The 21,658-nt window shown below is 75.9% G+C and carries 15 protein-coding genes, 1 tRNA gene and 1 pseudogene; 8 read left to right on the top strand and 9 right to left on the bottom strand.

Annotated features, from left to right (window positions below; all coding sequences use genetic code 11):
- Window positions 1–436: 436 nt before the first annotated feature.
- Together AB0O19_RS20845 and AB0O19_RS20840 are read right to left on the bottom strand one after the other, a co-directional pair.
- A pseudogene (locus tag AB0O19_RS20845) lies at window positions 437–1,714 on the bottom strand (SpoIIE family protein phosphatase); the annotation flags it as partial.
- 168 nt (window positions 1,715–1,882) lie between these two features.
- Window positions 1,883–3,244, bottom strand: a complete 1,362-nt coding sequence (locus AB0O19_RS20840; RefSeq protein WP_363621303.1) for an FAD-dependent oxidoreductase — start codon at window positions 3,242–3,244, stop codon at window positions 1,883–1,885.
- A gap of 549 nt (window positions 3,245–3,793) precedes the next feature.
- Between AB0O19_RS20840 and AB0O19_RS20835 the strand changes: the two genes are divergently transcribed.
- Both AB0O19_RS20835 and AB0O19_RS20830 read left to right on the top strand, forming a co-directional pair.
- Window positions 3,794–4,657: a helix-turn-helix domain-containing protein gene (locus AB0O19_RS20835; protein ID WP_363621295.1), complete on the top strand. Its 864-nt coding sequence runs from the start codon at window positions 3,794–3,796 to the stop codon at window positions 4,655–4,657.
- 338 nt (window positions 4,658–4,995) lie between these two features.
- Window positions 4,996–7,299 carry a sigma-70 family RNA polymerase sigma factor gene (locus AB0O19_RS20830; protein ID WP_363621294.1) on the top strand — a complete coding sequence of 768 codons (2,304 nt, stop codon included), beginning with the start codon at window positions 4,996–4,998 and terminating at the stop codon, window positions 7,297–7,299.
- A 76-nt stretch (window positions 7,300–7,375) separates the two neighbouring features.
- Here the strand turns inward: AB0O19_RS20830 and AB0O19_RS20825 are convergent, their stop codons facing one another.
- The 3 genes from AB0O19_RS20825 to AB0O19_RS20815 all read right to left on the bottom strand — a co-directional run bounded on the left by AB0O19_RS20825 (window position 7,376) and on the right by AB0O19_RS20815 (window position 10,999).
- Window positions 7,376–8,080 (bottom strand): DsbA family oxidoreductase, encoded by a 705-nt coding sequence (locus AB0O19_RS20825; protein WP_363581317.1) that lies wholly within the window; start codon window positions 8,078–8,080, stop codon window positions 7,376–7,378.
- Between the two features lie 144 nt (window positions 8,081–8,224).
- Entirely contained in the window at window positions 8,225–8,746 is a 522-nt protein-coding gene (locus AB0O19_RS20820; protein WP_363621292.1) for a universal stress protein, read from the bottom strand.
- Between the two features lie 96 nt (window positions 8,747–8,842).
- Window positions 8,843–10,999 carry an asparagine synthase-related protein gene (locus AB0O19_RS20815; RefSeq protein WP_363621290.1) on the bottom strand — a complete coding sequence of 719 codons (2,157 nt, stop codon included), beginning with the start codon at window positions 10,997–10,999 and terminating at the stop codon, window positions 8,843–8,845.
- Window positions 11,000–11,740: 741 nt separating this feature from the next.
- On the opposite strand from AB0O19_RS20815, the gene AB0O19_RS20810 reads away from it, so the two are divergent.
- The 6 genes from AB0O19_RS20810 to AB0O19_RS20785 all read left to right on the top strand — a co-directional run bounded on the left by AB0O19_RS20810 (window position 11,741) and on the right by AB0O19_RS20785 (window position 18,736).
- Window positions 11,741–13,168: a hypothetical protein gene (locus AB0O19_RS20810; RefSeq protein WP_063348294.1), complete on the top strand. Its 1,428-nt coding sequence runs from the start codon at window positions 11,741–11,743 to the stop codon at window positions 13,166–13,168.
- 157 nt (window positions 13,169–13,325) lie between these two features.
- A complete protein-coding gene (gene lhgO / locus AB0O19_RS20805) occupies window positions 13,326–14,561 on the top strand; it encodes an L-2-hydroxyglutarate oxidase (RefSeq protein ID WP_363621288.1) in 1,236 nt (411 codons plus the stop codon).
- 55 nt (window positions 14,562–14,616) lie between these two features.
- Window positions 14,617–15,447, top strand: a complete 831-nt coding sequence (gene trmB, locus AB0O19_RS20800) for a tRNA (guanosine(46)-N7)-methyltransferase TrmB (protein WP_363581325.1) — start codon at window positions 14,617–14,619, stop codon at window positions 15,445–15,447.
- Window positions 15,448–15,563: 116 nt separating this feature from the next.
- Entirely contained in the window at window positions 15,564–16,853 is a 1,290-nt protein-coding gene (locus tag AB0O19_RS20795) for a PrsW family intramembrane metalloprotease (protein WP_363621286.1), read from the top strand.
- 50 nt (window positions 16,854–16,903) lie between these two features.
- Window positions 16,904–16,977, top strand: a tRNA-Met gene (locus AB0O19_RS20790).
- 598 nt (window positions 16,978–17,575) lie between these two features.
- Window positions 17,576–18,736 carry a hypothetical protein gene (locus AB0O19_RS20785; RefSeq protein ID WP_363621284.1) on the top strand — a complete coding sequence of 387 codons (1,161 nt, stop codon included), beginning with the start codon at window positions 17,576–17,578 and terminating at the stop codon, window positions 18,734–18,736.
- Here the strand turns inward: AB0O19_RS20785 and AB0O19_RS20780 are convergent.
- From AB0O19_RS20780 to AB0O19_RS20765, 4 genes are all read right to left on the bottom strand, one after another.
- A complete protein-coding gene (locus tag AB0O19_RS20780) occupies window positions 18,733–19,194 on the bottom strand; it encodes a GNAT family N-acetyltransferase (protein ID WP_363621282.1) in 462 nt (153 codons plus the stop codon). The genes AB0O19_RS20785 and AB0O19_RS20780 overlap by 4 nt on opposite strands.
- Window positions 19,195–19,230: 36 nt before the next feature.
- The gene (locus tag AB0O19_RS20775; protein WP_363581333.1) at window positions 19,231–19,983 is read right to left on the bottom strand and encodes a hypothetical protein; all 753 of its coding nucleotides are present in this window, start codon (window positions 19,981–19,983) and stop codon (window positions 19,231–19,233) included.
- Between the two features lie 153 nt (window positions 19,984–20,136).
- A complete protein-coding gene (locus AB0O19_RS20770) occupies window positions 20,137–20,877 on the bottom strand; it encodes a sensor domain-containing protein (protein ID WP_363621281.1) in 741 nt (246 codons plus the stop codon).
- A 191-nt stretch (window positions 20,878–21,068) separates the two neighbouring features.
- Complete coding sequence (locus AB0O19_RS20765; protein ID WP_363621279.1) at window positions 21,069–21,641, bottom strand: GNAT family protein; 573 nt, start codon at window positions 21,639–21,641, stop codon at window positions 21,069–21,071.
- Window positions 21,642–21,658 lie beyond the last annotated feature (17 nt).

Genomic DNA, 21,658 nt, shown 5'->3' with positions numbered 1-21,658 from the left:
CCAGCGGGCCCTCCGGGCGCTTCGTTCTTTCGTGTTCCCAGCTTACCAGATGTTTTCCGCCCCGTTTCCGGCGCTTCGTTCATCCAACTCGCTGGTGTCTTCTGCGGCTTGACGCCCCGTCCGACGTTTCAAACTCTAGCCGATCCCTGCTCCGAAAAGCGAATCGACCGCAATCCAATAAAACGAACAAGCCGAATAGGAACCAAGCCGCGACAAGACGCGACCCAGCCCGAACCGGGAAGTGGTGTTTCGAAAGGATTGGCTACCGCGGGACCGTCCGCGCACATGCGTGTCCGGTGCTCCCTGCCAGGCAGCTCGAAGAACACTAGACCTCGGGCAAGGTCGAGTCAAGCGCCGGTTCCGCCTCGGTGGCGCTCTCTTCGGCCACCTCTTCCTCCACCTCCACCTCCACCTCCGCCGCCGGCAGGTGGAAGGCCAGGACGGCGACGTCGTCGTCGTGCTCGGAGGTCACGCCCATCGCCCGCAGGAGGCGGGCGCAGATCACCTCCGGGGCCCCGACCGCGCCGGTGAGGGTGCGGGCGAGGAGGTCGAGGCCCTCGTCGATGTCCTCGTCGCGGCGTTCGACCAGGCCGTCCGTATAGAGGACGCCGGTGGTCCCGGGCAGCAGGCGCAGGGTGTGCGAGACGTGGAGGCCGTCGCCGGTACCGAGCGGCGGGCCGTTCTGCTCCTCGCTGCGCAGGACCGTCCCGTCGGGGCAGCGCAGCAGCATGGGGAGGTGCCCGGCGGACGCGTAGGAGAGGGTGCGGCGCTGCGGATCCCAGACGGCGTACGTACAGGTGGCGATCTGGTTGGCGTCGATCTCCATGGCGAGGCCGTCGAGCAGGCGCATCACCTCGTGCGGGGGCAGGTCGAGCCGGGCGTAGGCGCGGACGGCGGTGCGCAGCTGGCCCATGACGGCGGCGGCGCGCAGGCCGCGCCCCATCACGTCGCCGATGACCAGGGCGGTTCGGCCGCCGTCGATGGCGATGACGTCGTACCAGTCGCCGCCGACGGCGGCCTCGGCGCCGCCGGGCTGGTAGGTGGCGGCGACCCTCAGGTCGGCCGGCTGGTCGAGCTTCTGCGGGAGGAGGCTGCGCTGGAGGGTGACGGCGGCCTCGCGCTGGCGGCGTTCGGCTTCGCGGAGCCGGGCGGCGGCGAGGACCTGGTCGGTGACCTCGGCGGCGAAGATCAGGACGCCGGCGGGCGGTCCCTCGGTGGAGGTGTCCCCGGTGTCGCCGGTGTCCCCGGTGTCGCCGGGGCCGAGCGGGACGCAGGAGACGTTGTAGTAGCGGTTGCCGGTGAGGCCCAGGATGCAGCGGGCCTTGACGCTGCGCGGACGGCCGCCGCGGATGACCTGGTCCATCAGGGCCAGGACGCCCATGGTGCCGAGTTCGGGGAGGGCTTCTCCGGCGGGCAGGCCGGTGGTGCGGTCTCCGAAGAGTTCGCGGTAGGCGCGGTTCGCGTAGCCGAGCTGGTGGAGCGGGCCGTAGGTGACGGCCACCGGGGCGGGGATCCGGTTGAGGACCTCGCGCAGGTTCTGGGGTTTGTGCAGGTCGAGGAGTTCGGCGGCGGTGGCCAGGTTGGTGGGGTCGCGGGGGCCTGGGACGACGACGCCGTCGGCGGAGGGCGCGCCCTCGTCGGTGCCGGCCCCGGTTGGCGGGGCGGCACGCCAAGGGACTCCGGTGAGCCGGGCGCTCCAGCGCATGAGGTTCAAACGACGGCCGCTTCCTCGATTTCCAGGCATATCATCACTTTTTGTGTGCGCATCAGCACACGGGGTAATGACTAGGTTGGGCTGATCCTGTCAGGCAAGGGCCCGATTCCGGAAGTCGCCCGCCCGGCGTGGCCGCCCGTTCCGCCCCGGCGCGGGGCACCGGGGCGCTCACCGCGGGGCGTCCGGACCGCCGTCGGGCCGCGGCCCGGACCCGGCCTCGAACTCCGGACGCGGATGCTCCGCCGCCCCCAGCGATACCACCTCCCGGGAGAACAGCCCGCCCAGCACCCAGTCCATCAGCACCCGCACCCGGCGCTCCGCGCTCGGCAGGCGCCGCAGGTGCCGGGCCCGGTGCAGCCACCAGGCCCGCCGCCCGGTGATCCGGCGGCCTCGCCGGGTGTGGGCGACGGCCCGGCGCAGGCCCAGTGAGGTCGAGCAGGCGGCGTGGCCCGGCCGGTACTCGGAGAGGCCCGGGGCGTGCGGTCCGGCGTCCAGGGCGACCACGATGTTCCGGGCGAGCAGCTCGGCCTGGGCGAAGGCGTGCTGGGCGTTGGGCGCGCAGGGCGCCCCGTCCGCGTCGGGGTCCGGTACGGCGGCGCAGTCCCCGGCCGCCCAGACGCCGGGCAGCGCGCGCCCGTCCGGGCCGACGGCTTGCAGGGTGGCGAGGCAGCGGACCCGGCCGAGGGTGTCCAGCGGCAGGTCGGTGTCGCGCAGCAGCGGGGCCGGCCGCACCCCGGCCGTCCAGACCAGGGTGCGGGCACCGAAGCGGCTGCCGTCGGACAGGGCGACGACCCGGTCCGCGGCGGACGCCAGGGTGGTGCGCAACCGGATGTCGACGCCGCGTTCGCGGAGCTGGCCGAGGGTGTGCTCGGCCAGCTCCGGCGACTCCTCGGCCAGGATCCGGTCGGTGGCCTCGACCAGGACCCAGCGCAGGTCCTCGGGGCGGACGTTGTGGTAGCCGCGCACCGCGGTCCTGGCCATGTCCTCCAGTTCGGCGAGCGCGCCGACGCCCGCGTACCCGGCGCCGACGAAGACGAAGGTGAGCGCGGCCTGGCGCAGGGCCGGGTCGCGGGTGGCGGAGGCGAGGTCGAGCTGTTCCAGGACGTGGTTGCGCAGGCCCACGGCCTCGCCGACGGTGGAGAAGCCGCGGCCGTGTTCGGCCAGACCGGGCACCGGCGCCGTCCGGGAGACCGAGCCGGGCGCCACCACCAGGACGTCGTAGGGGAGTTCGATCGGCGCGGCGGCCTCTCCGGGGCCCGCGGCGTCGGCGAAGGCGCGGCGGGCGGCGTGTTCGATCCGGGTGATCCGGGCGGTCAGCACCCGGCAGTCCGGCAGGGCCCGGCGGAGCGGGACGACCACGTGCCGGGGGTCGATCGAGCCAGCCGCGACCTCGGCCAGCAGCGGGTGGTAGGTGAAGTAGGCCTGGGGCTCGACGACGGTGATCTCGACCTCGCCGCGTCGCAGCCGTTCCCGCAGGCCGCGCTGGAGGTGCAGCGCGGTGGCCATCCCGGCGCAGCCTCCGCCGGCGATCAGGATTCTGATGGTGCACCTCCTGCCGATTGGCGCTTCCTCCCGGCCCCGCGGCCGGGGGTGTCCCCCCTCGCGCCCCCCTATGAAGGACCGGCAGGGGCGGTCTTGTCCACAGTCCGTACCGCGCCGGATGTGACGGAAGTCGACGGGTGGGGCCAGTTGTGCTGCCCGGGCGACTTTCTGACGGACTTTCGGCCGCGAACGGGCGTGAACTATGGTCGGATTGTGTGCCGGAGCGGTTACCGCCATGACAATCGGCGGCGACGCACCGTGGAGCGGCCACTACGGCCAGTTCCAGCGTTGGCTCGAGAACCCGACTGCGGGACAGTCATCCGGGGAAGGGTAGTTCCCGGACAAGGCCCCGGACGGTGCCGACGCGCCGAGCCGGACGCGAGCCGGCCCGGAGGCACGAACCGTGGTCACAAAACGGGACGGGCGGCAACGAGCGATGGGTCATCAGGTCATTTCTGACGGGCTGAGCTGCACCGGGGGGTGCAGGGGCGGGCGACGACAGGGTCCGGGTTCGGGCGCCTGCGGGGGAGAGTTGGGATGATGGAGCAGGAGCAGGTGTTGGGGCGAACGGGAACACCGCACGCCGGCCAGGGCATGGTGCCGGAACAGCGCGGCCCGGTGGACCTGCCACCGGAGGTCGGGGCCGCCTATCCGGGCGTCCCCTACCGGGTGGAGCCACCGCCGGCCACCGTGCACGTCCCCGGGGCCCGACTACGGGTGGACGCCCGGCGGAATCTGGAGAGCGTGCTGCGGGCCGCCCGCGAGGTGTTCGGCGAGTTCGGCTACGGCGCGCCGATGGAGGAGGTCGCGCGCCGGGCCGGGGTCGGCGTCGGGACGGTCTACCGGCGCTTCCCGAGCAAGGAGGTGCTGGTCCAGCGGATCGCCGCCGAGGAGGTGGCCTGGCTGACCGCGCAGGCGCGGGAGTCGCTGTACGGCGGCGGCGGGGCCTGGGAGTCGCTGGCCGGCTACCTGGCCCGGGCGGTCAGCACCGGCGCCGGGCGGCTGCTGCCGCCGGAGGCGTTCCGGTACGCGGAGGAGCTGGGCCGGGTGCCCGAGCAGCGGGTGCCCGAACCGGCCGCCGTCCGGTTCGACCTGCGCGGCGAGGACGCGCAGAACGGTGCGGCCGTCGAGCCGTCGGCGGCCGACGCCGATCCCCGGCTGCTGCTGCAACTGCTGGCCGCCCTGGTCGCCCGGGCCGGCGCGGCCGGCGAACTGCGACCGGGCGTCACGGTGTCGGACGTCGTGCTGGTGCTGACCGCCTCGGTGCCGGTGCACGCGGCCCGCACCGCGCCGACCACGGCCGGCTTCTCGGCCGGGGTGCAGCAGGCGGAGGGGCAGCCGACCGCCGGCCCCTCGGACCGGCTGCTGGAGATCCTGCTGGACGGCCTGCGGGCACGCTGACGCGCCACCACGGGCGCGGCCCCCGCAGGTGGCGGGGACGGGAGTTGGACGGGAGACCGGCGCGCGGACCAGTCACGCGCGCCGGGTGCGGGCGGTACGCAACCACCCGCCCTGTGCTGGCCGAACACATCCGCGACGGCTCCTCGGAAGAGTGGGTCCCGGCCGGTCCGGCTACCGCCCCTCTCTGCGCTATGCCATCCTTTGCCCGTGGTTGGAGCCAATGTCCCGATGCGCGCCCTTCGCGCGCCCTCGGCGCCGTACAGCGCGGAGCCGTGCGCCCACGCGCTCCCGCGCGCCCTGCCACACTGCGGGGGCTGTCGTGGAATCTGGGGTCCGTTGTGAGCGCCGAGGAACAGAACGACTACGGGTACGGCCTCGACTTCGGCCCGTCCGGAGGCTTGACCGGGGGACTGGCCGACGGCTCGTCCGGCAGTACGTCCAGTACGTCCAGTACGTCCGAAGGCCCCGCCACGGCCTCCGGCGGCCCGGCCCAAGTACCCGGCGCCGCACCGGGTTCGGCCACCGGCCCGACCGCCGGACACGTGCCCGACCAGGCGGGCATGCCCAGCCGCGAGTCCCTCTCCGCCTCCGCCGCCGCGCTGCCACCCGGACGGGTGCCCGGCCAGGCCCCGGCCGGCCGGGGCGGCGTCGCCCCCGAGGCGTTCGTCGGCGCCGGCCGCCCCGCCCGCCCCACCGTGCCCGCCCCCGCCGACCCGGTCGACGGCGAGCGCCCGGCCTCCGACGCCGAGTTGACCGCCCGGGTCCGGGCCGGCGACGACACCGCGTACGAGGAGATCTACCGCCGGCACGCCGACTCGGTGCGCCGCTACGCCCGCACCTGCTGCCGGGACAGCTTCACCGCGGAAGACCTCGCCGGCGAGGTCTTCGCCCGCACCCTGCAAGCCCTGAGGGCGGGCAAGGGCCCGGAGTTCGCCGTCCGCGCCTACCTGCTGACCGCCGTCCGCAACGTCGCCGCCGCCTGGACCCGCAGCGAGCGGCGCGAGCAACTCGTCGACGACTTCAGCGTGTTCGCCCAGACCTCGGCCGCCGTCGTCGACCTCGACCTGGCCGACCCCGGCGCCGATGCCTGGGCGATGGCCATGGCCGACCAGCGCATGGTCATGCAGGCCTACGCCGAACTGCCCGAGGACGACCGGGTGGTGCTCTGGCACACCGAGGTCGAGCGGGAGTCCCCGAAGACCGTCGCCGTGATGCTCGGCAAGACCGCCAACGCCACCGCCGTCCAGGCCCACCGGGCCCGCGACCGGCTCGCCGCCGCCTTCCTCCAGGCGCACGTCTCCGGCAGCCAGGACCGCACCTGCGAGGCGTACGCCAACCGGCTCGGCGCGTACGCGCGCGGATCGCTGCGCAAGCGGGCCTCGGCGGAGGTCGGACGGCACCTCCAGGAGTGCGACCGCTGCACGGCCGCCTGCCTCGAACTCACCGAGATCAACACCGGCCTGCGCGCGCTGCTGCCCGGCGGCGTGCTCGTCTGGATCGGGGTCGGCGGGTTCGGCGCCGCCGCAGCGGCCGTCGGCGGGGTCGCCGCGGTCGGCGGTGCGGCTGCGGGCACCGCGGCGGCCACCTCCGGAACCGCGGGAGCCTCTTCGGGTGCGGGTGCAGCGGGTGCGGGCGCCGGTGCGGCCTCCGGCGGAGGCGGGGCCGGAGCCGGCGCCGCGGCCGGCGAGGGCCTGGGCACCGCTGCCAAGGCCGGGATCGCCGCCGCCGTCGCGGTGGCCGCAGCCGCCGTCGCCGCGTACGCGCTCACCGGCTCGCCCGAACCCAAGCCCCCCACGGCCGCGCCCCCCGCCGCCGGCGCCCCCGCCACCCCCCGGCCGCAGGCCCCCGCACCCGGGCCGCCCGCGCCCGCCGACCCGGCGCCCAGCAGCACCGCGGCCGCCCCGGCACCGTCCGAGCCGAGCCCGAGCCCGAGCGCGACGCCGGTCACCCGGTCGACGCCCGCCCCGGCAGCCGCCCAGACCACGACGAAGGCCGCGTCGCCGGTCACGCCGAGCTCGACGACGCCCAAGCGGACCCCCACGCCGCCGCCGGCCCCGGACGTCCCCGCCGTGCCGACGCCCAGCGTGCCGCCGCTGCCCACACCCGAGCCGCCGGTCGTCCCCGTCGTGCCCACGCCCACCGTGCCGCCGCTGCCCACCCCGACGGTCACCCCGCCCTCGCCGCCCGCGCCCACCGACTTCTGGGCCGACTCACTGCCCGTGGTCAAGCCCGGCAACAACCGGGTGCCGCCGCCCGGCCCCAGCATCCGGCAGAAGGGCAGCGACTGGTTCTGGCAGCACGACAGCGCCTGGATCGGCGGCGAACGCCACGGGCACGCCATCACCGTGCACGCCCCGGCGACCACCCTGATCGACCTCAACCGCAGTTGTACGTCCTTCGACGCGGTCGCCGGAGTCGACGACGCCACGCTCTCGCCGGGCGGCGTGGTCTTCTCCGTCCAGGGCGGCGACGGCGGCACCCTGTGGCGCTCCCTCCCGCTCGCCGCGGGGGACGACGCGGTACCGGTGCACGTACCGCTGGCCGGGCAGAAGTCGATCCGGCTGGTGGTCACCCCGGTGCACGGGATCTGGTCGGCGCTCAACGTGGCGGACTGGGCCGAGGCCCGCTTCAGGTGTTCCTGAAACGGGCCCCGGCGGGGGCTGCGTGGGGTGGGACCCACACGGGGTGGGGCTTGTGCGGGGGTGGGCCTGTGCGGGGTCAGATCGCGCAGGAGCCGTCCGCGCAGGCCTCCCCCGCCGGGGCGACCTGCACCGGCGCCGGGCGGGTCTCGCCGATCTCGGCGGCGACCTGCTCCAGCACCTTGCGGAAGGTCTCGGCGTCCTGGCCGCCCTGCACCGCCCACTTGCCCTCGAACACGAAGGTCGGCACGGCGGTGATGCCCAGCTCCCGGGCCTCGGCCAGCTGCGCGCTCACCTCGGTGGCGCCCTCGTCGCCCGCCAGGTAGGCGGTCACCCGCGCCCGGTCCAGGCCGGCTGCCACGGCGACGTCGGTCAGCGCGGCGCGGTCGCCGACGTCGACACCGTCGGTGAAGTGCGCCTTCAGCAGCTCCTCCTTCAGCCGCCCCTGGACGGCCGCGCCGTACTCGGTCTCGGCGAGGTGCAGCAGGCGGTGGCCCAGGAAGGTGTTGGCGTGCAGCGCGGCGTCGAAGTCGTACGTGATGCCCTCGGCGCGGCCCAGCTCGGCCACCCGCGCGTCCATCGCCACCGACTGCGGGCCGTAGCGCTCGGCCAGCCACGCGCGGTGCGGGCTCGCCGTCGCCGGCGCGTCCGGGACCAGCTGGTACGGCCGGTAGACCACCTCGACGCCCTCCTTGCCGGCGAAGCCCTCCAGGGCCTGCTCGAAGCGGCGCTTACCGATGTAGCACCACGGGCAGGCGATGTCGGACCAGATCTCGACCTTCATGAGGGGACTCCAGGGGTGGGGCGGGGACGGGTATCGGGATAGGTGAACGATGAACCATCTCGGTACATTCCCGGCACCCCGGTCAGCTTCCCTGGTCAGCGACGCCCTGACCCGGGCTGGTCAGCGCCCCGACCCCGCCCCGGATCAGCCTTCCGCGGGCGCCGGGACCACCAGCACCGGGCACGCCGCGTGGTGCACCGCCGCCGAACTCACCGAACCCAGTAGCAACCGCGCGAACCCCCCGTTCCCCCGCGTGCCGAGCACCAGCGTGTGCTGCCGGGTCGAGGCCTCCAGCAGCACCTCGATCACGTTGCCCAGCACCACGTGCAGCGACATCTCCCCCGCGTACGGCCGGGAACGCTGCCCCTGCACGGCCACCACCGCCCGGCGCAGCCCGTCCGCCATGCTCTCCACCAGCGTCTCGACGCTCTCCTGCACCAGCTCCGCCACCCCCGGCGGGTAGCCGGCCGGCGCCGGGTTCACCACGGCCAGCACGTACAGCGGCAGCCCGAACGACTCCGCCTCGGTCATCGCCCGGTCCAGCGCCCACAGCGACCCGTCCGACCCGTCGCAGGCCGCCAGTACCCCCGGCGGGCGCCCCGTCGGAGGCCGCCCCGACACCGACAGCACGACGGGAACGGACTGCTCCGGGCTCACGCTGGCCACCACGGCTCTCCTCACCGACGGACTCGTTGCCCGCCATCATCACCTGCCCCGGCTCCCGGACCCCGCCGCCCGGCCGGGCGCGGCGCCCGGAGGGGGTCAGGAGGGACGGACGGGGCCGAGGGCCGGGGGTTGGGCCAGGGGAAGGCCGGTCCAGCAGGCTCCGTGGCGGCGGGCGCGGATGCGGCGGAGCCAGAGTTCGGTGGAGACCAGGTCGGCGAGGCCCGCCAGGGCGGCCGGGGAGAGGGGGGTGGCGGGGTCGGCGAGGCCGGCGCGGACGGCGGGGAGGTCGATGAGGCCGGCTTCGGCGAGGAGGGGGGCGTCGAAGAGTTCGGCGAGGCCGTCGGCGGCGAGGCGCAGGCCGGCCCGGGCGGGGGCGGTGCGGTCGGGGCGGGGGCCGCGGCCCCAGTCGGGGGGCAGGTCGGTGCGGCCGGCGCCGGTGAGGACGGCGTGCAGGAGGGCGTGCCGGGCTCCGGGTTGGAGGCGGACGTCGTCGGGGAGCAGGCGGGCGGCGCGGACCACCTGGTTGTCGAGGAACGGCGCGTGCAGCCGCTGGCCGGGCTGTTCGGCGGCGTGGACGAGGGTGCGGTAGGAGCGCGCGTGACGGTAGAGGGCGTGCCGGGCACGGTGTGCGCCCGGGCGTTCGTCGGGCGCCGGTCTGCGCGCTGCCAGTCGCAGCCGGAGGGCGACGGAGGAGAGCGCCTCGTCGGAGAGCCAGCGGGCGGCCGGGCCGGGGACGCACCAGGCGAGGTCGCCGGCCGAACGGTCGCCCGCCGTACGGCCGCCGCCCGGGAGGTGGCGGGCCGTCAACTTGGCGGCGGCGTCGTCCAGCGCCTCGGCGTAGCGGACCCGGGAGAGCCGGTGGGCGGCCCGGACCACGGTGAGCGGGGTGCGCAGCGCGCCGGCCAGGACGCCGACGACGGCCCGGTCGGCACCGGCCAGCGCGGCGACCGGGGGCAGCAGTTCGCGCGGGCGGCCGGCCCGGATGAGGTCGGCGAGCCGGGCCGGGTGGCCGTCGAGGACCTGGCGGGCACCGTAGCCGGTGAGGTGGTCGGTGCCGCCGGCGTCGAAGCGGGCCTCGGCACGGGCGGCGGCGACGAGTTCGGGCCCTGGCTCGTCGGTGAGCCGGCCGGGCGGTGCGTCGGCGTGCAGTCCGGCGTACGGGAGGGTGTCGGGGCCGGGGTGGAGCACGGTGTGCCGCAGCCGGGGGGTGTCGGGGGCGAGCGCGAGGGTGGTGGGGGGTTCGGTCTCGCCGAGCGTGACGGCGGCCAACTGTTCCGGGGTGGAGGGTTCTTGGGCGGCGACGCGGGCCCAGGAGCCCTTGACCGCGCCGTTCCTGGCCCCGGCGCCGACGGCCGGCAGGCGCTCCGGGCCCGTGCTCGCGGGCACCGGCGGCAGCGGCACGGCGGCGGCGAGCAGGGCGACGGTGGCGGAGGCGGTGCCGTAGGAGAGGTCGACGCCGAGCCGGGCGCGGCCGGCCGGGCCCCGCGCGGTGGCGGTGGCGGGCGCGGTGGTGCGGACCCGGGAGCGGACGGACTCCAGCAGTGCGCGGGTGAGTTCGCGGACGGCGGGCGCCTCGTCGCGCGGCTGCTCCCGGACGGCGGGGTCGTCGTAGGCGGAGAGGTAGGGGTGGCCACTGCGGATGGCGAGCACGTGGCCGGGCGGCACCCGCTGGACGCCCAGGTACGGGGTGCCGGCGCCGAGGGCCTCGGGCGATTCGGGGCAGGCGAGCCGGGCGGCGAGGTGGCCGGTGTCCAGCGGGGCGCCGACCAGGTCGGCGAGCGGGAGGGCGGCGGTGGCGTACGCGGTGCCGCCGGCCCAGGGGGTGTGGAAGACCGGCTGGGCGCCGGCCAGGTCGGTGAGCAGCAGGGTGGAGCGGGTGCCGGTGCGCAGGACGGCGGTGTAGCTGCCGGGCCAGGCGGTGAGGTGGCGGACGGCGCCGCCGCGGGCGGCGGCGAGGCCGGCTGCGAGTTCCGCGTCGGTGGCGCCGCAGTGGCCGAGGACGGCGAGGCGCAGGGTGGCGGGGGTGTCCTCGACGGGGTCGGGGGCGGTGGGGCCGGTGGTGACCGCGGCGGGGGCGCCGGGGCGGAGGGTGGCGAGGCGGATCTCCTCGGGGCGCCAGTCCCCGACGGCCCAGAGCGGGTTGGGTCCGGTCCACAGGGGGCGCGCGGCGATCGGTGCGACCGTACCGAGTGCCTCGTGCGCTGGTGCGCCCGCCCGGGGCGTGCCCGTGCTCCAGCCCGTCAGCCACCGCATCGCGCCTCCACCGGACGAGGACCTGCACCCGTACGGCGCTTCCGCCGCCGGGCGGCTCCTCGCCGGTCCGCGGTGTGCCGTGGCGGCCGCCCCGGGTACCGGCGCGCCGTCAGGAGACATCGTGCCACCGGTTGGCGCTCCCGTGGCCCGTGTTGCCGGTTCCGGTTCCGCCGGTGGTCCCGGTGCGGGGCGGTTCCGGGCCCGGCGGCGATCCCGTTGCGGGCAACGGGTGTTGACGTGTTCGCGTGGTCCGCGGGGCGGGCCGGGCCTTCCCCTCCCCGGCCCGGACCGCCCCCCGCGCCGCCTTTGGCATGGGCATCGCGAGATGGCCGAAAGGCGTCGCCCAGCCCGGGAGGGCATCCGCATGCCCTCCCGGACTCAGCCGCCGCCCGCGGGGATTGAGGCGGCGGCGTCCCCCGGCCCGCCGGGTCCTCGACGGCGGGCCGACCCACGACCACCAGCGAATCGCCGACCAGCCGGTCGAGCCAGGGGGCACGGCCGGGCGCACGTGAACACAGGACCGGAGCACGACGCTCCGGCGCGCGGCACCCCCGGCCCGATCCGAGTGGTCCGGACCAACCCCGGCGAGGAGCCGGCGCCGCACCGCCGGGTGCACGATCCCGCCATCCGGAATGCGGCCTCTTAACCGTCGGAACGCGTCCGACTACTCTAGGTACAGCAGCTACGGCCCGGTGCCGCCCGGGCCCCGAGCACAAGGCCGCAGGAGGTGCCGCCGCCACCATGACCGTCAGCCCACGAGGACCGAACGAACGGCTCGGCACGCTCCTGACCCTCGCCCAGATCAGCAACGCCGGACTGGCCCGCCGGGTCAACGACCTGGGCGCCCAGCGCGGGCTGACCCTGCGGTACGACAAGACCTCGGTGGCCCGCTGGGTCAGCAAGGGCATGGTCCCGCAGGGTCCCGTCCCGCACCTGATCGCCACCGCGATCGGCGGCAAGCTCGGCCGCCCGGTGCCGCTGGAGGAGATCGGCCTCGGCGACACCGACCCGGCCCCCGAACTCGGCCTGGCCTTCCCGCGCGACGTCGCCGAGGCGGTCCGCTCCGCCACCGACCTGTGGCGGGTCGACCTCGACCTGCGCCGCGGCCCCGGCGGCGGCCGCTGGAGCGACAGCCTGGCCGGCACCTTCTCGGTCGCCGCCTACGCGACGCCGGTGTCCCGCTGGCTGATCACCCCGGCGGACGGTTCGGTCGCCCGGGAGGCACCGCGTGCGCCCAGTGAGGCGTCCTCCTACCGGGTCGGCCACTCGGACGCCGCCAAGCTCCGCGAGGCCGCCCAGGAGGCCCGCCGCTGGGACTCCAAGTACGGCGGCGGGGACTGGCGCTCGTCGATGGTGCCGGAGTGCCTGCGGGTGGAGGCGGCCCCGCTGCTGCTGGCCTCGTACAGCGACACCGTCGGCCGGGCGCTGTTCGGCGCGACCGCCGAACTGACCAGGCTGGCCGGGTGGATGGCCTTCGACACCGGGCAGCACGAGGCCGCCCAGCGCTACTACATCCAGGCCCTGCGGCTCGCCCGGGCCGCCGCCGACGTGCCGCTCGGCGGCTACGTGCTCGCCTCGATGAGCCTCCAGGCCGGCTACCGGGGCTTCGCCGAGGAGGCGGTGGACCTCGCCCAGGCCGCCCTGGAGCGCAACCGGGGCCTGGCCACCGCCCGGACGATGAGCTTCTTCCACCTGGTGGAGGCCCGGGCCCAGGCCAAGGCCCGCAACGCGGCGGCGTGCGCGACGGCGCTCGGCGCGGCGGAGAGCGCACTCGAACGGGCCCGCGCCGGGGATCCCGATCCGGCGTGGATCGACTTCTACGCCTACGACCGGCTCGCCGCCGACGCCGCCGAGTGCTTCCGCGACCTCGGAGTGCCCTCCAAGGTCCGCCAGTTCACCCGCGAGGCACTGGCCAAGCCCACCGAGGGCTTCGTCCGCTCGCACGGACTGCGACTGGTGGTCTCGGCGATGGCCGAGGCCGAGGCCGGCAACCTGGACGCCGCGGTCGCCGCCGGCGAGCGCGCCGTCGAGGTGGCCGGCCGGATCTCCTCCCAGCGCAGCCGGGAGTACGTGGTGGAGATGCTGCGCCGCCTGGAGCCCTTCCAGGGCGAGCGCCGTGTCCGGGAGCTGACCGAACGGGCCCGCGCGGTCCTGGTCGCCCCGGCGTGACCGGGGGCGTGCCCGGCGGCAGTTGAGGTGCACCGGCGAGAGGGGCCCGGGCGCCCAGGTACGGCACCGCCACCTGGGCCCGGGCGCCCTCGACCGGTCCCGCCCGGCGTGGCAGCATCGGCGGCGGGGGAGCCGGGCGGACTGCGAGGAGCGGGCGGTGGCGTACGACTTCGACGTGCTGGTGGTGGGCGGCGGGATCGTCGGCCTCGCCACCGCGTACGCGCTGACCCGGGCCCGGCCGGGGCTGCGGCTCGCGGTGCTGGAGAAGGAGCCCGGCTTCGCCGCCCACCAGACCGGGCGCAACAGCGGGGTGATCCACAGCGGCGTCTACTACCGGCCGGGCTCGTACAAGGCCCGGTACGCGGTGGCGGGCGCCGCCGAGCTGGTGGCGTTCTGCCGCGAGCAGGGCGTCCCGCACGAGGTCACCGGCAAGCTGATCGTGGCCACCGGCACGGAGGAACTGCCCCGGCTGGCGGCGCTGGCCGAGCGCGGGCGGGCGAACGGCATCCCCGTCACCGAGGTGGACCGGGCCGGGATCGCCCGGTACGAGCCGCAGGTCACCGGGGTGGCGGGGCTGCACGTCGGCACGACCGGCGTCTGCGACTTCCCGGCCGTCGCCACCGCCTACGCCCGGCTGGCCCGGGAGGCGGGTGCGGAGCTCCGGCTCGGCTGCGAGCTGCGGGCGGTGGCCCGGCGGGCGGACGGCGTGACGGTGCAGACCTCCACCGGGGAGCTGCGCTGCCAGGTGCTGGTGAACTGCGCCGGGCTGCACAGCGACCGGATCGCCCGGCTGGCCGGGGACGAGCCCGGGGTGCGGATCGTGCCGTTCCGCGGCGAGTACTACGAACTGGCCGAGGGGCGACGGGACTTGGTGCGCGGCCTGGTCTACCCGGTGCCCGACCCGGCCTTCCCGTTCCTCGGCGTGCACCTCACCCGGGGCGTCCACGGGGACGTGCACGTCGGCCCGAACGCGGTGCCCGCGCTGGCCCGCGAGGGCTACGACTGGCGCACCGTGCGCCCGCGCGACCTGGCCGGGACACTGGCCTTCCCCGGCGCCTGGCGGATCGCCCGGCGGCACTGGCGCCAGGAGGTGGGCGAGTTGCACCGCTCGCTGTCGAAGCGGGCGTTCACCGCCGCCGTGCGGCGGCTGCTGCCCGCCGTCGCCCCCGAGGACCTGGTGCCGGCCGGTGCCGGGGTCCGGGCCCAGGCCGTGGCCCGGGACGGCTCGCTGCTGGACGACTTCGCCTTCGCCGGTTTCGACCCGGCCGACCCGCGCTCCCCGCGCCGCGCGGTGCACGTGCTGAACGCCCCCTCCCCCGCCGCCACGGCCTCGCTGCCGATCGGCCGCGAGGTGGCCCGCCGGGCGCTGGCGGCACTGGATGCCGGCGGATGAGCCCGGTCACAGCACCTTCGGGAGGGGCCCGGGGGCCCCGTAGACTCGGGGAACTGTGACTGCCACCGCCCCGATCCCCCAGCCCTCGCCGTCCGCCCGGTTGTCCGCCGCACCGGCCGGCTACCCCGCGCCGATGTACCCGCACAAGGCCACCGAGGCCCAGCACCGCGAGCGGCGCATCCGCAGCTTCCAGCCGCGCCGGGGCCGGATGACCAACGCCCAGGCGGGCGCCCTGGACCGGGGCTGGGAGGCGTACGGCATACCGATCGACGGCAGCCCGCTCGACCTGCGGGAGCTGTTCGGCGAGCTGCCGGTCACCCTGGAGATCGGCTTCGGCATGGGCGAGACCACGGCCGCCATGGCCGCCGCCGACCCGGCCATGGGCATCCTCGCCGCCGACGTCCACACCCCCGGCCACGGCAACCTGCTCGGCCTGCTGGAGCGCGACGGCTCGCGGAACGTGCGGCCGGCCGCCGGCGACGCCGTGATCCTGCTGCGCGACATGCTGGCGGACGCCTCGCTGGCCGGCCTGCGGGTCTACTTCGCCGACCCGTGGCCCAAGCCCAAGCACCACAAGCGCCGGCTGGTCCAGCCGTCCTTCCTGGAACTCGTGCTGCCCCGGCTCGCCCCCGGCGCCCTGGTGCACTGCGCGACCGACTGGGAGCCGTACGCGGAGCAGATGCTGGCCGTGCTGTCCGCCTCGCCGGAGCTGGAGAACCTGCACCCCGAGGGTGACGGCAGCGGCTGGCTGGAGCCCGCGGACCACCCGGACGGCAGCATCCCCGGCTACGCGCCGAGGCCGGACTGGCGCCCGGTCACCAAGTTCGAACGGGCCGGGCTGGCCAAGGGGCACGTCGTCCACGACCTGCTGTTCCGCCGCCGCTGAGCCGCCGTCGGCCGTTCGAACAGGCCACCGCGCGATGACCGGGGGGCCGTTCCCCGGACGGACGGTTCGTCCCGAGTCCTCCCGGCGGGCGGGTGCGGTGGCCTACCCTGTGCCGCATGGGCAGCCCGGCCGGCGGCGGGTCCCGGGCCACCGTCCAGGCCGCCGCTGACGCACCGGAGACGGTCCCGCGCACCGGCGACACCCGGACCATCCCGGGGCCCCGGAGGCGCCGGGCCCACCGCCTCGCGCCCTGGGCCGGCGCCGCGTCACCGCCGCCGGCCGGAGCCGTCGCATCGCCCCGGCGCGGCCGCTCGGTGGCGGTCTCCTCCGTCACCGCCACCGCCGTACTGACCCTGGCCGGCTGCGGGGTGCTGATCCTGCACCTGGTCCAGCGGCAGACCGGCACCGTCGGGCTGCTGGTCGGCGTCGGCCTGGCGATGGTGCCGCTGCCGTTCGTGCTCGGCGCCCTGGCCTGGCTCAACCTGACCGCCCGGGTGCCACTGCGGCACACCGTGTTCTGCCTCGCCTGGGGCGCCTGCGCGGCCACCACCGTCGCCATCGTGGCCAACAACTGGACCGCCAGCTACCTGACTTCGCACCAGGGCCCGCTCGGCGAACTGCTGGGCGCCGGCATCGCCACCCCGCTGATCGAGGAGACCGCCAAGGCCACCGCCCTGCTGGTGCTGCTGCTGCCGCTCGGCCAGCGGCTGCGCTGCCACGGCCGCCGCACCGGCCGCCCCTGCGCGCCGCTGCTGCACCGGCTGCCGGCCCCCCGGCTCCCCCGGACGTACGCCCGCCGCCCGGCCGGTCCGCACGCCCGGGGCCGGCTGCGGCTGCGCCCGTACCTGCGCCCGCTGCCGTACCTGCGCCCGGCCCCGCCCTCCGGCGGCGGCCCGCACCGCCGCTCCCGGCCCCGCACCCTGGCGGCCGGGGTGGTGCTGGGCGGGATGACCGCCTGCGGCTTCGCCTTCACCGAGAACGCCCTCTACCTGGGCCGGGCGTTCACCACCGACCAGCGGCAGCGGCTGGACAGCATCGGCCTCGGCGATCCGCCCAGCCTGCGCGACTTCGACGGCACCGTGCAGACCTTCGTGCTGCGCGCCCTGCTCTCCCCCTTCGCGCACCCGCTGTTCACCGCGCTCACCGGGATCGGCCTGGCCGTCGCCCTGACCACCGGGCGGCGCTGGCTGGCCCGGCTGGCCGCGCCGACCGGGCTGCTGCTGGCGATGGCGCTGCACGGCACCTGGAACGCCGCCGCCGACCTCGGCACGGACGGCTTCCTGGCGGTGTACGGGGCACTGATGGTGCCCTGCTTCGCCGCGCTGGTCTGCTTCGCGGCCTGGGCCAGGTCCCGGGCGTCCCGGCACGCCGCCCGGCGCGGCAGGCGCTCTGCCGGGGTGGTCTGAAGAACCGATTTCCCATCTCGGCGACTTCCCCGTATCGTTGTGTTCACCGACGCGGGGTGGAGCAGCTCGGTAGCTCGCTGGGCTCATAACCCAGAGGTCGCAGGTTCAAATCCTGTCCCCGCTACTCAGTAGCAACGAAGGGCCCGGAGGATTCGTCCTCCGGGCCCTTCGCGTTCCCCGGCACGGCGAAGGAACGTTCTGCCGCGAAGCCGCAACGGACCTGGGCCCCCGTCAGCGGAGACCGCCCGAACGACGGCGGCCTGGCGGGCCGCCCGCCGGGCCGCCGATAAATCCGTTGCCCTCCGGGCGATGGGCTGCCTATCGTGGCGGCACACTGAAGGGAGGTGATCCTGAATTGAGTTCCATCAGGATGCGTGAGGTGGCTGCTCGCTAGAGCCGCCCCTGCCTGCGCGGGGTGAGGCCTGAGGCCTCCGGCAGGCGAAATCCATAGCAGTCACCCGGCCCGCAGGCTCACCGGTACATCCCCGGTGCCTCGGCGCCAGGCCAGTGCACGGGCCGGCGCGGAGGAGCAGCCTGCGGGCTGTCTGCGTTCTCCACCGCTCTCCGGTGTCTTCCGCCGCTCTTCGCCGTCACCCGCGCCCCGTCCGGGGCGCCCCCGCGTCGTACCCGGGGGCGCCCCCGGGTCGTTCGCGTGGTGGGGCCGCGGCGCTAGAGTCGGCGCGGGTTCCGGAGCGGAGCCGCGTAGGCACAGGGGGTAGGCGATGGCGAAGGCCCGGCGGCGGAGCGGCACGACGCCCCTGCGGACGGCCCGGTGGGCCGCGACCGGGGTGCTGGCCGGGACGGGCCTGCTCGGGCTGCTGCTCTTCTCGCTCGGCCGGGAGCAGGCCTGGCAGGCGTTCGGCGGCGGGCTGGTGGTGGCCGGGGCCTCGGCGGTGCTCGGCGGCGCGCTCGGCTTCCTGTTCGGGGTGCCCCGGGTGCGCAGCGGCAGCGGCGAGCCGCAGGGCTCGTACGCCCCGAACACCAACCTGGAGCAGGTGTCCGACTGGCTGACCAAGGTGCTGCTGGGCGTCGGGCTGACCCAGCTCGGCTCGCTCGGCGAGCGGCTGCACCAGCTCGGCACCGCGCTGGCCCCCGCACTGGGCGGGGAGGACGCCGCGGTGCCGTTCGCGGCGGCACTGGTGCTGTACTTCGTGGTCTTCGGCTTCCTGGCCGGCTGGCTGGTGACCAGGCTCGCGCTGCCGCAGGTGCTGACCGACGCCGACCAGGCCCTGGACCTCTTCCTCGCCGGGCAGGACCGCGACCGGCGGGGCGACAAGGTGGGCGCCGACGACCTGCGGGTCCGGGCGATGCAGCAGCTCGGCCTGCTGGGGGGCAGCGCGGAGCAGTCGGCCGCGCTCGCCGCGCAGTTGCCGCCCACCTCCTCGCCCTCGTCCGGGCCGGAGGGCGTGGTGGCCGAGGTCCGCTCGACGGCGCGGCGCTCGGCGCTGACCGCCGACCAGGTGCGGGCCCTGTACGCGGACGGCTCCGAGGGCCGCCGGATCCAGGCGCTCGCGCTGATGCAGGGCGACCCGTCCCTGGCCGACCTGCCGAGCCTGCTGGACGCGATCGAGCGTCCGCGCTCCGGCTTCGAGCAGTACCACGCGCTGCTGGCCGCCCGGGGCCTGCTCTCCCGGCTGCCCGGCGCCGAGGCGCAGCGGCTGCGGGACGCGGTGGCCGGGCAGTTGGTGCTGCCGGAGGGGATCCCGTACGGGTCGGACCGCAGCTGGCTGGCGGAGAAGATACTGTCCCGGCTGGAGGCGACGGCCTTCGTCCCGACGCAGCCGGCCCGACCCGCTGAGCCTGACCACCCGGGACAGCCGGTCCCACCCGCTCAGCCAGCTCAGCCCGTCCAGTCGGCTCCGTCGGCGGGCGACCCCAGCTAGCTGCCGAACTCCTCGACGGTGAAGCGCAGTTCGGGCTGCTCCCAGGGCGTCTTGACCTGCGGCGGGCGGGTGCCCGTGCGCTCGGCACCCACCTGGAGGTAGAAGCCCTCGGCGGGCGGGTGGGAGACCACCTTGACCGAGCCGATCCCGGCGGCCCGGGCGCGCTCCAGCATGTCCGCGATCAGCTTCCGCCCGATGCCGAGCCCCTGGGCCTCGTCGGCGACGAACATGAGGTCCAGTTCGGCCGGTTCGCGGATCAGGCCGTAGAAGCCGAGCAGCCGGTCGGTGGTCGGGTCCGAGGCCAGGAACACCTCGTGCCGGGCGATGTACTCGGGGGTGACCCGGTAGCCGTCGATCATCGCCGAGTAGTGGCCGCGGTAGGCGGTGGAGGCCTGTATCAGCTCGGTGAGCCGGTCGGCGTCGGCCGCCCCGGCACGCCTGACGGTCGTCTCGTTCATGCGGGCGAGTATAGGGGCACTGACCAGGAGAGACCATTACTTTTCGGCAGCAGACCGGCGGCGGCGGTCGGCGGCCCGCAGGACCAGGACGCGGCGGGTGCGGCCGTCCGCGGCGCGGGGGAAGCGGCGGATCTCGCTGGCGACACGGCGCTCGCCGAGCGCGTACCGCAGCGGGTCGAGGTGGGCGCAGCGGAGGCCGTGCCCGTCGTGCAGCGGCTGGACGCGGACCTCGCCGTCCGGGGAGGTCACCCGGACGAGTTCCACCAGGGCGTCCAACTGCCTTTCGGGGCCGAACAGTTCGGGGTAGGCGAAGAGCAGGTAGCCGCTCAGGGTGAGCGCGAAGGCGCCGTCCGCGAACGGCAGCCGGGGCAGCGCGGCGGCCACGTACTGCTGCGGGTGCGCGGCCGAGTCGGCGGCGAACAGGCGGCGGGCGCGGTCCCAGCTGCGCAGGTAGCGGTCCGGCCGGCAGGAGCGCGGTGACGGGTACAGGTGCGGACGGGCGGCCATCGCGGTGGCCATCGACGCCCGGGCCGCCAGCGCGTGGGCCGCGACCTCGGGTGCGGGGAGCGCGTACGCCGGGTCGGCGGCGATCACCCGGCAGCCGAGCCGACGCGCCTCGGCGGCCAGGCCGGCCGCACCGCCCGGGCAGTCCAGCACCGGGCCCGGCAGCGCGGCGAGCTGGGCCCGGGTGAGGTCGAACAGGTCGCAGTACTCGTCCAGCGGGCGGGAGGTGACCAGGATGTCCCGGCCCAGGGCGCCCGGGTCGGCGGGGGTGTGTGCGGCGGCCACCCGGCCATCCCAACACGGGCCGGCCCCACCCGCATCCGGAGCACGTCCGGGTGTGGGCGGGGCCGGGGAGGCGGGCGGGGCCGGGGAGGCGGGCGGGGCCGGGGAGGCGGGCGGGGCCGGGGAGGTGGGCGGGGCCGGGGAGGGCCGCGGGGTTCAGCGGCCGAGCAGGCCCTGGGCGGCGGCCCGGTTCACGTTGGTCAGGCCGCGGACCAGCTGGGCGGTGAGGATGATGAGCAGCACCCCGACCAGCGAGAGGCCGGCGATCTGCCAGGCCCCCTCGATGTAGTAGACGTGCTGGACGTTGTCGCTGTCGTAGAAGTCGAAGATCCGGTACCCGCGCCAGGAGGTGAAGGCCGGGAAGACCCAGTGGTAGAGCGGGTACAGCGCCATCGCCCAGCCGAGCAGCAGGAACACCAGCGACAGGACGAAGCTGAGGACCGCCCACGGGAACATCACCACCTGGTAGAACGCGGCCTTCCACCCGGCCGGGTCCGCCAGCCGCGCGGTGATCGCCCCCCAGGTGCCCGGGCGGGTCTGGCGCACCGGCGTCGGGGCGGGCACGTCCAGGGCCAGCATGCCGCGCACCCGGGCCCGCTCCATCCGGCCCATGCCGCGGGCGACGGTGGTCAGGAGGGCGAGGACGGGCAGGCCGAGGACGGTGACGAAGGTGCCGATCCCCATGCAGAACAGCACGATCGAGACGGAGAAGCCGATGACCGACAGCGGCAGGCCGGTGAGCGTGTAGCCGATCTCGCGGTAGTAGTGCCCGGAGAACGGCGCCCGCCAGACGGCCGGCGGCTCCTCGGTCCGGTGGGCCCGAGCGGGACGCGGGTCGTCGCCGTAACCACCGAGGACGTCCCACTCGCGGTCCTGCGCGCTTCGGCTGATGCTCATGTCCCGGCCCCGGTCCCTCGTTCTCGACTGCTGATGGCATCAGTCTGGTCGAACGGCGGGCCGGGGAGGATCCGGAGGCCTGGCGGATCGGGGGTGGGGTTAACCCCCCGGGCCTGACCCGGCAGGCCTGCCCCCAGGTCCGCGTCGGACGTCCACGCCGGACGTCCACGCCGGACGTGCACGCCGGGCCGTCAGCCGGTCGCGCCGCTCCACTCGTCGGCGAGCAGCGAGTACAGGTACGAGTCGGACCAGGCGCCGCCCTTGTAGAGGTCGTGCCGGACCCGCCCCTCCAGCTGGAACCCGAGCCGGAGGAGCACCTTGGCCGAGGCGGCGTTGTCCACGTCGACCCGGGCCGCCAGCCGGTGCACGCCGAGGGCCTCGAAGGAGAGCTCGCAGAGCAGGCCGGCGATCTCGCCCGCGTAGCCGCGGCCCCAGACGTCGCGGCCCAGCACGTAGCCGAGGTGGGCGGAGCGGTGCTTGCCGAGGGTGAGGGAGGCGTGGGCGATCGGCACGGCGTCCACCGGGTCCTCGGCGTCGTCGCGCCGGGTGACGGCCAGCCGGTAGGTGTCCCGTTCCGGCGCCATCGCCTCCTCCAGGTAGAGCTCGATCTGGTCGGCGCAGGTTTCACGGTCGCGCGGCTCGAAGGGGAGGTAGCGGGTGACCTCCGGGTCGCTGAACAGCCCGTACAGCGCGTCCACGTCGCCGACGGTGTGGTGATACTCGCGGATGGCCAGCCGGGGGCCGGTGAGTCGTACGGGGACCATGGCAGCCGACCCTACTC

The organism is Kitasatospora sp. NPDC091276, from assembly GCF_040684355.1.
Lineage (GTDB): Bacteria > Actinomycetota > Actinomycetes > Streptomycetales > Streptomycetaceae > Kitasatospora.
Note: the sequence above shows the minus strand (reverse complement) of the source record. Positions and strands in the feature narration are given on the sequence as shown.